Origin of the sequence: Streptomyces sp. HNM0575, assembly GCF_012726265.1 — a bacterium.
Taxonomy (GTDB): Bacteria; Actinomycetota; Actinomycetes; order Streptomycetales; family Streptomycetaceae; genus Streptomyces.
On the sequence record NZ_JAASAG010000015.1, the window covers coordinates 83532 to 96865 of the forward strand.

General features: G+C 72.7%; 13 protein-coding genes. 9 read left to right on the top strand and 4 right to left on the bottom strand.

Annotation, left to right across the window (positions count from 1 at the left end):
• The first annotated feature begins 217 nt into the window (after window positions 1-217).
• From HCC61_RS28180 to HCC61_RS28190, 3 genes are all read left to right on the top strand, one after another.
• Window positions 218-1561 carry an MFS transporter gene (locus tag HCC61_RS28180; RefSeq protein WP_169140361.1) on the top strand — a complete coding sequence of 448 codons (1344 nt, stop codon included), beginning with the start codon at window positions 218-220 and terminating at the stop codon, window positions 1559-1561.
• A gap of 56 nt (window positions 1562-1617) precedes the next feature.
• Window positions 1618-3036 (top strand): aldehyde dehydrogenase family protein, encoded by a 1419-nt coding sequence (locus HCC61_RS28185; protein WP_169140290.1) that lies wholly within the window; start codon window positions 1618-1620, stop codon window positions 3034-3036.
• A 128-nt stretch (window positions 3037-3164) separates the two neighbouring features.
• Window positions 3165-4250, top strand: coding sequence for a Zn-dependent alcohol dehydrogenase (locus tag HCC61_RS28190; RefSeq protein WP_169140292.1), 1086 nt, complete (start codon window positions 3165-3167; stop codon window positions 4248-4250).
• A 40-nt stretch (window positions 4251-4290) separates the two neighbouring features.
• Here HCC61_RS28190 and HCC61_RS28195 read toward each other — a convergent pair whose 3' ends face one another.
• The gene (locus HCC61_RS28195) at window positions 4291-5010 is read right to left on the bottom strand and encodes a TetR/AcrR family transcriptional regulator (RefSeq protein WP_169140294.1); all 720 of its coding nucleotides are present in this window, start codon (window positions 5008-5010) and stop codon (window positions 4291-4293) included.
• A 145-nt stretch (window positions 5011-5155) separates the two neighbouring features.
• On the opposite strand from HCC61_RS28195, the gene HCC61_RS28200 reads away from it, so the two are divergent.
• Window positions 5156-5488 (top strand): nuclear transport factor 2 family protein, encoded by a 333-nt coding sequence (locus tag HCC61_RS28200; protein WP_169140296.1) that lies wholly within the window; start codon window positions 5156-5158, stop codon window positions 5486-5488.
• An 85-nt stretch (window positions 5489-5573) separates the two neighbouring features.
• On the top strand, window positions 5574-6416 hold the full coding sequence (locus HCC61_RS28205) for an SDR family NAD(P)-dependent oxidoreductase (RefSeq protein WP_169140298.1): 843 nt from the start codon (window positions 5574-5576) through the stop codon (window positions 6414-6416).
• Window positions 6417-6474: 58 nt separating this feature from the next.
• Here HCC61_RS28205 and HCC61_RS28210 read toward each other — a convergent pair whose 3' ends face one another.
• Window positions 6475-7098 carry a TetR/AcrR family transcriptional regulator C-terminal domain-containing protein gene (locus HCC61_RS28210; RefSeq protein WP_169140300.1) on the bottom strand — a complete coding sequence of 208 codons (624 nt, stop codon included), beginning with the start codon at window positions 7096-7098 and terminating at the stop codon, window positions 6475-6477.
• 138 nt (window positions 7099-7236) lie between these two features.
• On the opposite strand from HCC61_RS28210, the gene HCC61_RS28215 reads away from it, so the two are divergent.
• A complete protein-coding gene (locus tag HCC61_RS28215) occupies window positions 7237-7926 on the top strand; it encodes a TetR/AcrR family transcriptional regulator (RefSeq protein ID WP_169140302.1) in 690 nt (229 codons plus the stop codon).
• An 84-nt stretch (window positions 7927-8010) separates the two neighbouring features.
• Here HCC61_RS28215 and HCC61_RS28220 read toward each other — a convergent pair whose 3' ends face one another.
• Window positions 8011-8472: a MaoC family dehydratase gene (locus HCC61_RS28220; RefSeq protein WP_169140304.1), complete on the bottom strand. Its 462-nt coding sequence runs from the start codon at window positions 8470-8472 to the stop codon at window positions 8011-8013.
• Window positions 8473-8677: 205 nt separating this feature from the next.
• Window positions 8678-9184 (bottom strand): hypothetical protein, encoded by a 507-nt coding sequence (locus tag HCC61_RS28225; RefSeq protein ID WP_240969361.1) that lies wholly within the window; start codon window positions 9182-9184, stop codon window positions 8678-8680.
• 459 nt (window positions 9185-9643) lie between these two features.
• On the opposite strand from HCC61_RS28225, the gene HCC61_RS28230 reads away from it, so the two are divergent.
• From HCC61_RS28230 to HCC61_RS28240, 3 genes are all read left to right on the top strand, one after another.
• Window positions 9644-10450 (top strand): SAM-dependent methyltransferase, encoded by an 807-nt coding sequence (locus HCC61_RS28230; protein WP_169140305.1) that lies wholly within the window; start codon window positions 9644-9646, stop codon window positions 10448-10450.
• 212 nt (window positions 10451-10662) lie between these two features.
• Complete coding sequence (locus HCC61_RS28235) at window positions 10663-11442, top strand: SDR family NAD(P)-dependent oxidoreductase (protein ID WP_169140307.1); 780 nt, start codon at window positions 10663-10665, stop codon at window positions 11440-11442.
• On the top strand, window positions 11439-13121 hold the full coding sequence (locus HCC61_RS28240; RefSeq protein WP_240969362.1) for an AMP-binding protein: 1683 nt from the start codon (window positions 11439-11441) through the stop codon (window positions 13119-13121). Before HCC61_RS28235 ends, HCC61_RS28240 begins: the two co-directional genes overlap by 4 nt.
• The last annotated feature ends 213 nt before the right edge of the window (window positions 13122-13334 follow it).

Genomic DNA, 13334 nt, shown 5'->3' on the forward strand with positions numbered 1-13334 from the left:
CCCGGACCCGGCCGCCGCAGCTCCGGCCGCGTCCCCGAAGTCCCCGGCGTCCCCTGCGTCTGCGAAGTCCCCTGCGTCCTCGGAGTCTTCGGAATCTTCGGCCTCTTCGGAGTCCTCGGCGGCGTCGTCGGCGGCCTCCGCCCCGGTGCCGTCGCCGCCGCACCGCTGGCTGCTGCGCCTGGTCACCTCGTTCGTCTTCGCCCAGGGCGCAGTGAACATGGCGAGGCCCGCCGTCTCGTACCAGGCGCTGGAGCTGGGCGCGGGCCCGCGCGCCGTCGGCGTCATCAGCGCCGCCTTCGCGCTGCTGCCGCTGGTCGTCGCCGTACCGCTCGGGCGGCACACCGACTCCCGGCGCTGCGGGCCGCTGCTGCCCGCCGGCGCCGCGTTCATCGCCGCGGGCGCCGCGCTGGCCGGTACGGCGTCCACGCTCGTCCGGCTCGCCGTGTGGAGCGCGCTGCTGGGCCTGGGCCACCTGGTGTTCATGATCGGCGCGCAGTCGCTGGTGGCGCGGCAGAGCACCCCGGGCCGGCACGACCGCAACTTCAGCTACTTCACCATCGGCGGCTCCATGGGACAGCTCATCGGCCCGCTGCTCGCGGGCGTCGTGATGGGCGGTGCGGGCGCGGGCGCGGTGTCCGGTGCGCACGCCGGTGCGCACGGGCCGGCCGAACACAGCAGCGCCGTCGCCCTGTTCGGGGCGGCCGCGCTGACGCTGTGCGCCTACGCGACGCTGTGGCGCATCGAAGGACGCACGGCGGACGGCGCCGCTTCCGCCCCGTCGGCGGCGGCCGGAGCCGATGCGCCCTCCGCGCCCGTACCGGTGGTCCGCATACTGCGGGCACGCGGCGTCCCGGCGGGCATCTTCGCCTCCCTCGCGGTCCTGTCCACCACGGACGTGCTCACCGCCTACCTGCCGGTCGTGGGCGAGGAACGCGGCATCGCACCCGGCGTGGTGGGTCTGCTGCTGAGCCTGCGCGCCGCCGCGTCCGTGCTCTCGCGCGCCGCACTGCCCGCCATGGGCCGGCGGCTGGGCAGGCAGACGCTGCTGGTCCTCAGCTCCTTGGTGGCGGGCGGTGTCTGCGTGCTGCTGGCCGTGCCCGTGCCGGTGTGGGCCCTGGCGGCCGCGCTCGCGCTGCTCGGCTTCTGCCTCGGCGTCGGCCAGCCGCTGACCATGACCACCGTCGTACGGGCGGCGCCCGGCAGCGCACGCTCGACCGCGCTGGCGCTGCGGCTGACCGGCAACCGACTCGGCCAGGTCGCCGCGCCCGCCGCCGCGGGGCTGCTCGCCGGGACGGCGGGGGCGGCGGCCCCGTTCGTGCTGCTGGGCGGTCTGCTGCTGGGAGCCTCGGGCACGGCCGCGCGCACCCGCCGGTACACCGACGAGGCACGGCAGTTCACGTCCGGAGGCACGGAGCGGGAGCAGCGGCAGGAGGCTTCCGGCGTACGGAGCCGGGTGGCGAAGGCCGCGCGGGCGGCCCGGGCGACGCGGCACGGACGGGACCGCGCGGACGAATCGGGGAGCCGGGACGGCGCGGGCGACGCGGGGAGAAGGGGCGCGTGACCCACGGCACCCGCCGCCGTGCTGACACCCCAAACTAGCGTCGCTAGTTTGGGTCCATGCAGGCTCACGACGGTATGTACATCGACGGCGCGTGGCGCCCCGCGGCAGCGGCGGAGAAGATCGAGGACACCAGCCCGGCGGACGGCACGGTCGTCGGCGTCGTGCCGGCGGGCGGTGCGGAGGACGTGTCCGCCGCGGTGCGTGCGGCCCGCGCCGCGCTCCCCGGCTGGGCGGCGACACCGCCGGCCGAACGCGCCGCGCTGCTGGGGGAGTTGCACGGTGTGCTCAAGGCACGCCACCAGGAGATCGCCGAGACGGTCACCGCGGAGCTCGGCTCGCCGCTGGGCTTCTCCAAGGCGGTGCACGCCTCGGTGCCGGTGGCGGTCTGCGGCAGCTACGCGAAGCTCGCCGCCGAGTACCCCTTCGAGGAGGAGATCGGCAACTCCCGGGTGTTCCACGAGCCGGTGGGCGTCGTCGGCGCGATCACGCCCTGGAACTATCCGCTGCACCAGATCGTCGCCAAGGCCGCGCCCGCCTTCGCCGCCGGATGCACCGTGGTGCTCAAGCCGGCCGAGGACACGCCCCTCGTGGCCCAGCTGTTCGCGGAGGCAGTGCACGAAGCGGGCTTCCCCGCGGGCGTGTTCAACCTGGTGACCGGCCTCGGGCCCGTGGCCGGAGAGGCGCTGGCCGCGCACGAGGACGTCGACCTCGTCTCCTTCACCGGCTCCACCGCGGTCGGCAGGCGGATCGGGGCCGCGGCCGGCGGTTCCGTGAAGCGCGTCGCGCTCGAACTCGGCGGCAAGTCCGCCAACGTCATCCTGCCGGGCGCCGATCTGGCCCAGGCCGTCAAGAAGGGCGTCGCCAACGTCATGGCCAACTCGGGCCAGACGTGCAGCGCGTGGACCCGGATGCTCGTCGACTCCGAGCACTACGACGAGGCCGTGCGGCTCGCCGCGGAGGCCGTCGCCAAGTACGTGCCGGGCGACCCGAAGGACGAGACGACGCGTCTCGGTCCCGTCGTCAACGCCAAGCAGCACGCACGCGTCACCGGTTTCATCGCCAAGGGCGTGGAGGAGGGCGCCACCGTCGTGGCCGGCGGCCCGGAGGCCCCCGAGGGGTACGAGGGCGGCTGCTACGTACGACCGACCGTCTTCGCCGACGTGACCCCGGAGATGACCGTCGCCCAGGAGGAGATCTTCGGTCCTGTGCTGTCGGTCCTTCGGTACGAGGACGCCGACGACGCCGTACGCATCGCCAACGACAGCGTCTACGGGCTCGCCGGCGCCGTATGGGCGAAGGACGAGGAGGAGGCCGTCGCCTTCGCCCGCAGGCTGGAGACCGGACAGGTCGACATCAACGGCGGACGCTTCAACCCCCTTGCGCCCTTCGGGGGTTACAAGCAGTCCGGCGTCGGCAGGGAGCTGGGGCGGCACGGGCTGGGGGAGTACCTGCACACCAAGTCCCTGCAATTCTGAGGGCCTTGGGCCCTGGGCCCGCTCGCCCTTCCGCCGCCGCCGATCCCCCCTCGCCCGCCGGGCGGCGGACTGGCCGCCCTTCCGCCCGGCGTACCCTTCCGCCCGAACTCACCCGCCAGGAGCCCGACATGGTCCGCGCAGCCGTACTCTCCTCCGTCGGAACGCCCCTCGACGTCACCGAGATCGACCTGCCCGAGCCGGGCCACGGGCAGGTCCGGGTGCGGCTGGCCGCCGCCGGCGTCTGCCACTCCGACCTGTCGCTCTCCAACGGCACGCTGCGCCAGCCCGTGCCGGCGGTGCTGGGCCATGAGGGCGCCGGCACGGTCGTCTCCGTCGGCGAGGGCGTCGAGGGGCACGCCCCCGGCGACCCCGTCGTGCTCAACTGGGCGCCGTCGTGCGGCGAATGCCACTTCTGCGCGGCCCTCGGCGAGCCCTGGCTGTGCGTGAACGCCAACGCCGCCACCACCGTCCCCTACGCCCGTACGAAGGAGGGCGACGACCTCTATCCGGGCCTCAGTTCGGCGGTCTTCGCCGAGGAGACCGTCGTCTCGGCCCGCTCGGTGCTGCCGCTGCCCGCGGGGGTGCCGCTCACGGAGGCCGCGCTGCTCGGCTGTGCCGTCCTGACCGGGTACGGCGCGGTGCACCACAGCGCGAAGGTGCGAAGCGGCGAGTCGGTGGCCGTCTTCGGGGCCGGCGGCGTCGGGCTCGCGGCCGTGCAGTCGGCGCGGCTGGCGGGCGCGGAGACGGTGATCGCGGTCGATGTCTCCCCGGAGAAGGAGGAGCTGGCGCGGGCCGCGGGCGCCAGCGAGTTCGTGGTCGCCTCGGAGACCACGGCGAAGGAGATCCGCAAGCTCACCGGCGGTCTCGGCGCGGACGTCGCCGTCGAGTGCGTCGGCCGCGCCGCCACGATCCACACGGCCTGGAACTCCACGCGGCGCGGCGGCCGTACGACGGTCGTCGGGATCGGCGGCAAGGAGGAGCAGGTGACGCTCTCCGCACTGGAGATCTTCCACTTCGCCCGCACCCTCACCGGCTGCGTCTACGGCAACTGCGACCCGGCCCGCGATCTGCCCGTGCTGGCCGGGCACGTACGCGAAGGACGCCTGGACCTGGGCGCGTTGGTGACCGACCGGATCGAACTGGACGGCATCCCCGCGGCCTTCGACGCCATGCTCGCGGGACGCGGCGGACGCGCACTCGTGGTCTTCGGCTGAGGCCCGCCTCTACGCCGCGCCGCGCCGAGCCGTCAGCGGATCAGCCGGAGACGGCCAGTCGCTCCAGCAGTTCCTGAAGCAGGGCGTGCTCGCCGCTCGTGAGCCCTCGGGGGTCGGCGTCCACCAGGGCGCGCAGCGTCAGCGCCGCACCGGCCCGCGTGCCTGCGGACTCGTGCGCCGCGTCCCGCTCCGCGCCGTCCGTGAGGACCCCGGCCAGCGCCGCTTCGCGGACGCGGTCGGAGAGCCCCATGTCGCGCTCGTCCTCGGGCTGGGTGATGAGGCTGAGAGTGACGCCGATGTTGGCGGCCAGGATCTGTTCGGCCGCGTCCTCGGCGGGCACCCTCAGCAGTCCCTGCCGGGCGGCCGCCGTGAGCAGCTCCCGCAGCATCGCGTGGGCCGGCGCCGTGATCGTGCACGGCTTGCCCGCGTCGACCTGCCCGTACAACAGCGCGTAGAACGCCGGGTGTTCGAGCCCGAAGCGCACGTGCCTGTCCCAGCCCTGCCTCAGGTCCTCCGCCGGGTCCCCGGACTCGTGAGGCGCGTGCGGCGGCCGTACGTACTGGGTGAACCCGTGATTGATCACCGCGTCGATCAGGCCCTGTTTGCTGCCGAAGTGGTGGTACAGCGTCGGCGCGCGCACGCCCGCGAGCTCGCACACGGCCCGCGTCGAGACGTTGCGGTCGCCGGACTTGTTCAGCAGCTCACCCGCGGCCAGCAGCAGCCGGTCGCGCGCGTCGCCGCTTTGCGATCGGGCGGTCATGCCGCTACGGTATCCCATGTAGCGCTACACGAATCTCTGTAGCGAATATAGCGAGCATCGAATCAGCGGGCATCCGAAGAACGAGCATCGAATCCTGCGCCGGCCGCTCGCCCCTGGCGGCCGTCCCGATCCTGAGGAGAGGCCCATGGACACGGTGGTTCCGGATGTGATCCCGCGCTACTTCGAGGCGGACGCCCGGCGGGACGCCGACGCCGTCGTCGCGCTGTTCACCGACGACGCCGCGATCGTCGACGAGGACCGGACCTGGCGCGGTGCCGGTGAGATCCGGGAGTGGCGGGAGGGCACCGCCTCGCAGTACAGCTACACGACGCAGGTGCTGGGCACGGAGGCCGTCGGCGACGGCACCTTCCTGGTCACCGGCCGCATCGAGGGCGACTTCCCGGGCGGCACGGCCGACCTGAAGTGGCGCTTCACCGTCGCCGGCGGCGCGATCTCCCGTCTGGAGATCGCCCCTTGAGCACAGCTCGCGACGACGCGGACGCACCGGGCCACGGGCCGGTCTCCGAAGGCTCCCGGTTTCCCTCACGGCGAAGGGCTCACGTATGAGGACATGGTTCATCACGGGAGGCACGCCCGGCGGCTTCGGCATGGCCTATGCCGAAGCCGCGCTGGAGCGCGGCGACCGCGTCGCGCTCACCGCGCGCAGGCCCGAGGAGCTGCGCGACTGGGCAGAGCCCCACGGCGACCGCGTGCTCACGCTGCCGCTGGACGTCACGGACGCCGCGCAGGTCCAGGAGTCCGTGGCGGCGGCCGAGCGCCGCTTCGGCGGCATCGACGTCCTGGTCAACAACGCGGGACGCGGCTGGTACGGCTCGGTCGAGGGGATGGACGAGGCGGCCGTCAGGAAGCTGTTCGAGCTGAACTTCTTCGGGGCCCTCACCGTCCTGCGCGCGGTGCTGCCCGGCATGCGTGCCCGCCGCAGCGGATGGATCGTCAACATGTCGTCGATGGCCGCTCTCGTGGGTGCGCCCGGCTTCGGCTACTACACCGCCTCGAAGGCGGCGATCGAGGGCGTCTCCGACGTCCTGCGCCTGGAGCTGGAGCCGCTGGGCGTCAAGGTGCTGACTGTGGAGCCGGGAGCCTTCCGCACCCGGGCGTACGCGGGATTCGCCGACGAGCCCGTGCGGGAGACCGATGAGGACTACCGGGGGATGCTGGAGTCCGTCCGCACGGCGTTCGTCGAACAGGACGGCAAGCAGCCGGGGGATCCGCACCGGGGCGTACGGGCCGTCCTCTCGGCGATGGACGAGGACGAACCTCCGCAGCGGCTCGTGCTCGGAAGTGGCGCGTATGACACGGCCGTCCGGAAGTTCGAGAGCGCGCTCAAGGGCGTCCGGGAGCAGGAAGCGCGCTCGCGGGGCGCGGACTTCCCGCCCGGCGGGTAGACAGTGACCGGTTGACCGATGGCCGGGCGCGATGGCCGGGCACAGCCCCGGGGGCTTCTCAGCCGGGAAAGCGGGCCGCCAGCCCGTCGACCAGCGCGTGCAGGCCCGTCTCGAACGCCCCGTCGTCGACCCTGCGTTGGTGCCGCGCCAGCAGATGCGCCTGGTCGAGGTGCGGATAGTCGTCCTCGTACAGCGACGCGTCGCCGACGAAGCCGCGCGCGAAGGAGCCGAGAGCCGAACCGGCCACGAAGTAGCGCATCATGGCGCCGATATGGGTGGCCTGCGCGTTGGGCCAGCCCGCGCGGGTCATTCCGCCGAAGACCGCGTCCGCCATGCGCAGTTGGCTCGGGCGCCTGCCGGGACCCTGCGCGAGGAACGGCACGATGTTCGGGTGCGCGGCCAGCGCTTCGCGGTAGGAGCGTGCCCAGTCCACCAGCGCCCGGCGCCAGTCGGTGCCGTCGGTGAACATCGACACCTCGACCTGTGCGCAGACCGTGTCGGCCACCGCGTCGAGGATCTCGTCCTTGTTGCGGAAGTGGTTGTACAACGAGGGCCCGCTCACACCGAGTTCGGCCGCGAGCCGGCGTGTGGAGACCGCTTGCAGCCCCTCCGCGTCCACGAGCGCGAGCGCGCACGCCACGATCCGCGCACGGCTGAGCAGCGGTTTGGGCGGTCTGGCCATGCCGTAAACGGTAGCGGGGCGGGCGCGGAGGCCGGCAGTGGCCGTCCACGGCCGCCCCGGCCCCGTGGATCCGTGCTCTAAGCAACTGCTCAGCTGCCGATGTATGGTGTTCGACCGGTCGACGGGAAGGCACAGGCAATGGCATCGGAGGCGGAACCCCAGGTCGCGGCTGCCGACGAATCCTTCGAAGGCGTCTCGCCGGACGCCGCCCGCAGGCTGCTGCTGGGCGCCGTGGACGCGTTCGCGGAGCGCGGGTTCCACGCCACCACGACCCGCGACATCGCCAGCCGCGCGGGCATGAGCCCTGCCGCGCTCTACATCCACTACAAGACCAAGGAAGAGCTGCTCTTCCAGATCAGCAAGGTGGGACACGAGCGTTCCGTCAGCGTGCTGGCCGAGGCCGCCGAGGGCGGAGGGGGCGACGAAGCGGCCGCAGGGGGCGACTCGGCGCGGCTGGCGCGCGCCGTGCGGTCCTTCGTGCGCTGGCACGCCGAGCACCACACCACGGCACGCGTCGTGCAGTACGAGCTCGCGGCGCTGGGCGAGGAGCACTACGAGGAGATCGTCGGACTGCGCCGCCGCAGCGAGGAGATCCTGCGCGGCGTGCTCGAAAGCGGCTGCGCCTCCGGGGAGTTCGAGGTGGCGGACGTACGGGGCACGACGCTCGCCGTGATGTCGCTGTGCATCGACGTGGCCCGCTGGTACAGCCCCTCGGGCCGCAGATCCCCGTACGAGATCGGCTCTCTCTACGCCGACCTCGTGCTGCGCATGGTCGCCCCGCAGGGCCCGGTGGACGGCGGCGGGCAGTCCACCGCGGGCAGTGGCTGACCCGCGAAGCGGCCATCGGCAGCCGGGAGTCGGCGGCCGACAGGGCGGCCTACCGGACCCACCGGGCGACCCACCGGAATCGGCCTACCAGAAGTAGCGGCTGACGGTCTCCGCGACGCACACCGGCTTCTCGCCGCCCTCCCGCTCGACCGTGACCTTCGCCGCGACCTGCACTCCGCCGCCCGCCTCGCTGACGTCGACGAGCTCGGCGCGTGCGCGCACGCGGGAGCCGACGGGCACCGGCGCGGGGAAACGCACCTTGTTCACGCCGTAGTTGACGCCCATGCTGACACCCTCCACGCGCATGATCTGCGGTACGAGGTCGGGAAGCAGGGAGAGGGTCAGATAGCCGTGGGCGATGGTCGTACCGAACGGGCCGTCCTTCGCGCGGGCGGGGTCGACGTGGATCCACTGGTGGTCGCCGGTCGCGTCCGCGAACAGGTCGATCCGCTTCTGGTCGATCTCCAGCCAGTCGCTCACACCCAGCTCCTCGCCGACCGCGGCCGACAGTTCACTGGTCGAGGTGAAGATCCGGGGCTCCGCCATCCGTACAACCTCCCGCAGACGTGTCGCGCGCCCGCCGATGCTAAGCGCTCGCTCAGCATGCTGCGGTGTCGTCGCGCGTGTCAACGCCCGGAGGGTCAGGCCGCATGAGGGTGGTGCGGCGACCCGGGTGCGGTGGTGCCGTTCGGGCGGGTGCGGGAGGCGGGGGCGGTGCGGTACCGCCGGCCGGCGTCGCCGGCCGGTCGCCTCAACTCTGCGAAGCCGCCATCGAACCGAGTCCGGTGCGTACGCCGCGGTTGCGGCCGGCAAGGCGGAAGACGTCCTTGCCGACGTCCTTGTCCATGGCTGTGATCATCCGGCGCAGCACGTCCGCGAGCCGGGGAGTGGGCGGCGTCGACGGGTCACACGGGAGCAGTGACCTGCCGCCCCACGTCAGGCGGTGCCATTCGTCGTGCTGCGCCGGCTGTCTGATTCCGTGGCGCTTCTCGGCTCTGCGGCGCATCGCGACCTGCGACTCGTACTCCAGCCACACCGAGCGCGCCTCCTCCAGCTCCTCGAGGGCGGAGACAAGCAGCGCCGGGTCGGGCTCGCGGTCGTCAGGGTGGAAACCCGCGCGGGCGCACAGGTGCTGCCACGTCGCGCGGTGTCCGTAAGGGGCGAAGCGCTCAAGGCACTTACGCAGCGCCTGCCGGCGCTGGGAGGGTGCCCTGTCAGGGTCGCGGACCTGTTCTGCGAGGGCTCTGAAACCGGCCAATCATCCCACCTCCGACGGAGCGGACCCGACTCGTCGGCGATATGACGTAAGTGCCGCGCAATCGGATCCCCCCGTTGCGAAGTCATTTCTTTCAGCTTGTCCGGGCGTTCCGCGTCCGGCTTCCCGGGCCCGTGAGCTACCCCGGCACCGCCGACGCACTCTCCGGGAGCTTGAATTCTCACGTGGCTCTCATGAGTTCTCACAGAACTCTCATCAGGCGTGAAGACGTGAAGACCTCGCAACGGCGGTTTCCGGACCGGAGCACACCCGCGAGCAGCCATCCGGATGCGCGGGCGCGGTACCGCGCCCGGTGCCGCGGCGATGTCCCAACGTCCCCCGCGGAGCGCGAAGTTGGCGGTACGGGGTGATCACACCTCCGCGGCACGGACGGCTGCCCGGCCGGTGCGCGCGGTCGTAGGGTGGGGAGGAAACGACCGGGCGGACGGGGAGATGATCACCATGGCAGACGACGAGTCCCAGCCGGACCCGCAGCCGAAGATCGACACCTCCGTGCCCCATTCGGCCCGGATCTGGAACTACTGGCTCGGTGGCAAGGACAACTATCCCGTCGACGCCGAAGCGGGCGACGAGTTCGCGAAGACATTTCCAGGAATCGTCGACGCGGCCCGCGGCTCCAGGTATTTCCTCGCCCGTGCGGTACGCCATCTCGCCGGCCACGCCGGTATCCGGCAGTTTCTCGACGTGGGCACGGGGCTGCCCACCGTCGACAACACCCACGAGATCGCTCAGTCCGTCGCTCCGGACTCCCGCATCGTCTACGTGGACAACGACCCGCTGGTGCTCGTGCACGCCCAGGCGCTGCTGACCTCCACGCCCGAGGGGGTCACCGACTACATCGACGCCGACGTGCGCGAGCCGGACACGATCATCGAGGCCGCCGCCAGGACGCTCGACTTCGACCGCCCGGTCGGCCTGATGATGCTCGGCATCATGGGCCACATCACCGACGACGAGCTGGCCCGTTCGCTCGTGGGGCGGCTGCTGGACGCCCTGCCGCCGGGCAGCCATCTCACGCTCAGCGACGGCACCGACGTCAGCGCCGCGCGTCAGGCGGCGCACGAGAAGTACAACAGCAGCGGCGCCGTCCCCTACCACCTGCGCAGCCCCGAGGAGTTGGGGCACTTCTTCGACGGCCTGGACCTGCTGGAGCCGGGACTCGTGCCGGTGACGCAGTGGCGGCCGGACCACACTCCCTTCCCGGTGACTCCCGTCACCACCTACGGAGGCGTGGGCCGCAAGCCCTGACCGCGCGCACGGGCGGAGCCGGCCGAGGATCCCCTGGTCAGGGGCCGGGCGCCGGCTCCGGCGCGGGCACCGCCCGCACCCCGCGCGGGCCCGTGCGCCCGCCCCCTCCCGCTCCCGGGTCCTGATCCCGCTCTTCCCCCGGCCATACCGACTGGTTAGTCTGCCGCGGCAGGGAGAGCCGAGAGCCGGGAATGCGAAGGGGAGTTGCGGGGATGGAGTCTTTGCGCGGCAGCACTGTGGTCGTCACCGGCGGAGGCGGCGGCATCGGAGCCGCACTGGCCCGCCGCTTCGTGGCGGAGGGCGCCCGCGTCGCCGTCAACGACCTCGACGCGGCCAAGGCCGAGGCCGTCGCCGAGGAGATCGGCGCCGTCGCCGTACCGGGTGACGCTTCGGAGATCGTGCCGGCCGCGCGCGAGGCGCTCGGCGGCACCGTCGACACCTTCTGCGCCAACGCGGGCGTCGGAACGCCCGGCGGCCCCGAAGCGGGCGAGGAGCAGTGGGAGACGGCGTGGGACGTCAACGTGATGGCGCACGTACGGGCCGCTCGCGAACTGGTGCCGGGCTGGCTGGAGCAGGGCCACGGCCGGTTCGTCGCCACGGTCTCCGCCGCGGGGCTGCTCACGATGCTCGGCTCCGCCCCGTACAGCGTCACCAAGCACGCGGCGCTCGCCTTCGCGGAGTGGATGTCGGCGACGTACAAGCACCGCGGCATCGACGTGCACGCCGTCTGCCCGCAGGGCGTACGCACGGACATGCTCGCCGGCACCGGCACCGCGGGCGACCTGATCCTGGCCGAGACCGCCATCGAGCCGGAGGCCGTGGCCGACTCGCTGTTCGAGGCGATGGCCGAGGGGCGCTTCCTCGTGCTGCCGCACCCCGAGACCGCCGGCTTCTACGCGGCCCGCGCCGAGGACCCCGACCACTGGCTGGGCGGCATGAACAAGATGCAGCGCAAGCTCGAAGCCATTCTCCAGGAGGAGGCGGCGGGTTGACGACGGCGGTGACGTACGCGGACAAGCCCTGGCTCAAGCAGCTCAACGAGGCACAGCGCGCGCCCGTACAGCCGCCGGAGACGATGCTGCACGCCTTCCGCGAGGCGGTGCGCACCGTCCCCGACCGCACGGCGCTCGCCTACTTCGACGGCCGCCTCAGCTACCGCGAGGCCGACGAACTCTCCGACGGCATAGCCGCGCACCTGGCCGCGCGGGGCTTCGGGCACGGCGACCGGCTGGCGCTGATGCTCCAGAACACCCCGCACTACGTGCTCGCGCTGCTGGGCGCGTGGAAGGCGGGCGCGGTGGTGGTGCCCGTCAACCCCATGTACAAGGCGGCGGAGGTCGCGCACGTACTGCACGACGCCGAGGTGGCGGCGCTGGTGTGCGACGAGCGTGCCTGGGACGGGTACCTGCGGGAGGCGGCCGGCGGTTCGCCGGTACGCATCGTGCTGACCGCCTGCGAGTTGGACCTCCAGTCCCGGGACGACGAGCGCGTGCTCGGCTTCGGTCGTGCCGCGCCCGCCGTGGACGCCGACGACCTCCTCGCCGTGGCGCGGGCCGGCGGAGCGGCACCGTCGGGGCGCGGGCTGGCGGGCGGCGACATAGCGCTGATCAGCTACACCTCGGGTACGAGCGGCGTCCCCAAGGGCGCAATGAACACCCACGCCAACATCGCCTACAACGCGGAACGGCAGCACACGGGGCTCCAACTGCCCGACGGCGCCTGCATCTTCGTACTCGCGCCGCTCTTCCACATCACCGGCATGGTGTGCGAGCTGTCGGCGTGCATCGCCGGGCGCGGCACCCTCGCACTCGCCTACCGCTTCGAGGCAGGCGTCGTGCTGGACGCGTTCCTGGAGCATCGGCCGGCCTTCACCGTCGGCCCGTCCACCGCCTATATGGCGCTCGCCGCCCATCCGCAGGCGACACGGGAGCACTTCGCCTCCTTCCACGTCCTCTCCTCCGGCGGGGCACCGCTGCCGCCGGCGCTCGTGGACAAGCTCGGCGAGGCCTTCGGTGCCTATCTGCGCAACGGGTACGGGCTCACCGAGTGCACGGCGCCGTGCGCGTCCGTACCGCCGGGGCGCCGCGCTCCCGTGGATCCCGCTTCGGGCACGCTCGCGGTCGGCGTGCCGGGCCCGGACACGGTGGTGAGCATCGTCGACGACGAGGGCAGGCCCGTACCGCTGGGGGAGCAGGGCGAGATCACCGTCCGTGGCCCGCAGGTCGTGCCCGGCTACTGGCGCCGCCCCGAGGAGTCCGCGGCGGCCATGCCCGGCGGTGAACTGCGCACGGGCGACATCGGGTTCATGGACGAGGACGGCTGGCTCTACGTCGTCGACCGCAAGAAGGACATGATCAACGCCTCGGGCTTCAAGGTCTGGCCGCGCGAGGTGGAGGACGTCCTCTACGGTCATCCCGCCGTACGGGAGGCCGCGGTCGTCGGCGTCGGCGACGCCTACCGCGGCGAGACGGTCAAGGCCTACGTGAGCCTGCGGCCGGGTGCCGACGCGGCGCCCGGGGAGCTGGCCGGCGAGCTGACGGAGCACTGCAAGGAGCGGCTCGCGGCGTACAAGTACCCGCGGGAGATCGAGATCCTGGGCGAACTGCCCAAGACGACCAGTGGGAAGATCCTGAGGCGGGAACTGCGTTCCCGCGGTGACAGCGGCGAATGAGACGGCAGCGGCGGTCAGCGCGGTGTACGCGGGGGCGGGCGCACGGAGAGAGCAGGTGAGGGCACATGGCCACACCCGGAACGGCGTCCCGCACCGGCGCGGGCGGCAAGCAGAGCGGTGCGAAACAGAGCGGTGGGAAGCGCAAGGCGGGCAAGCACGGCGCCGGGCAGCGTGACGCCGGGACCGCGGACGGTCCCGCGCCCGTGCCGCAGC

What these genes read in the sequence shown, in the direction of transcription:
- HCC61_RS28230 (WP_169140305.1), top strand. Translation starts at nt 9,644, where the DNA reads ATGGCAGACGACGAGTCCCAGCCGGACCCGCAGCCGAAGATCGACACC.
- HCC61_RS28220 (WP_169140304.1), bottom strand. Translation starts at nt 8,472, where the DNA reads ATGGCGGAGCCCCGGATCTTCACCTCGACCAGTGAACTGTCGGCCGCG.
- HCC61_RS28235 (WP_169140307.1), top strand. Translation starts at nt 10,663, where the DNA reads ATGGAGTCTTTGCGCGGCAGCACTGTGGTCGTCACCGGCGGAGGCGGC.
- HCC61_RS28195 (WP_169140294.1), bottom strand. Translation starts at nt 5,010, where the DNA reads ATGACCGCCCGATCGCAAAGCGGCGACGCGCGCGACCGGCTGCTGCTG.
- HCC61_RS28200 (WP_169140296.1), top strand. Translation starts at nt 5,156, where the DNA reads ATGGACACGGTGGTTCCGGATGTGATCCCGCGCTACTTCGAGGCGGAC.
- HCC61_RS28215 (WP_169140302.1), top strand. Translation starts at nt 7,237, where the DNA reads ATGGCATCGGAGGCGGAACCCCAGGTCGCGGCTGCCGACGAATCCTTC.
- HCC61_RS28205 (WP_169140298.1), top strand. Translation starts at nt 5,574, where the DNA reads ATGAGGACATGGTTCATCACGGGAGGCACGCCCGGCGGCTTCGGCATG.
- HCC61_RS28180 (WP_169140361.1), top strand. Translation starts at nt 218, where the DNA reads ATGGCGAGGCCCGCCGTCTCGTACCAGGCGCTGGAGCTGGGCGCGGGC.
- HCC61_RS28190 (WP_169140292.1), top strand. Translation starts at nt 3,165, where the DNA reads ATGGTCCGCGCAGCCGTACTCTCCTCCGTCGGAACGCCCCTCGACGTC.
- HCC61_RS28210 (WP_169140300.1), bottom strand. Translation starts at nt 7,098, where the DNA reads ATGGCCAGACCGCCCAAACCGCTGCTCAGCCGTGCGCGGATCGTGGCG.
- HCC61_RS28185 (WP_169140290.1), top strand. Translation starts at nt 1,618, where the DNA reads ATGCAGGCTCACGACGGTATGTACATCGACGGCGCGTGGCGCCCCGCG.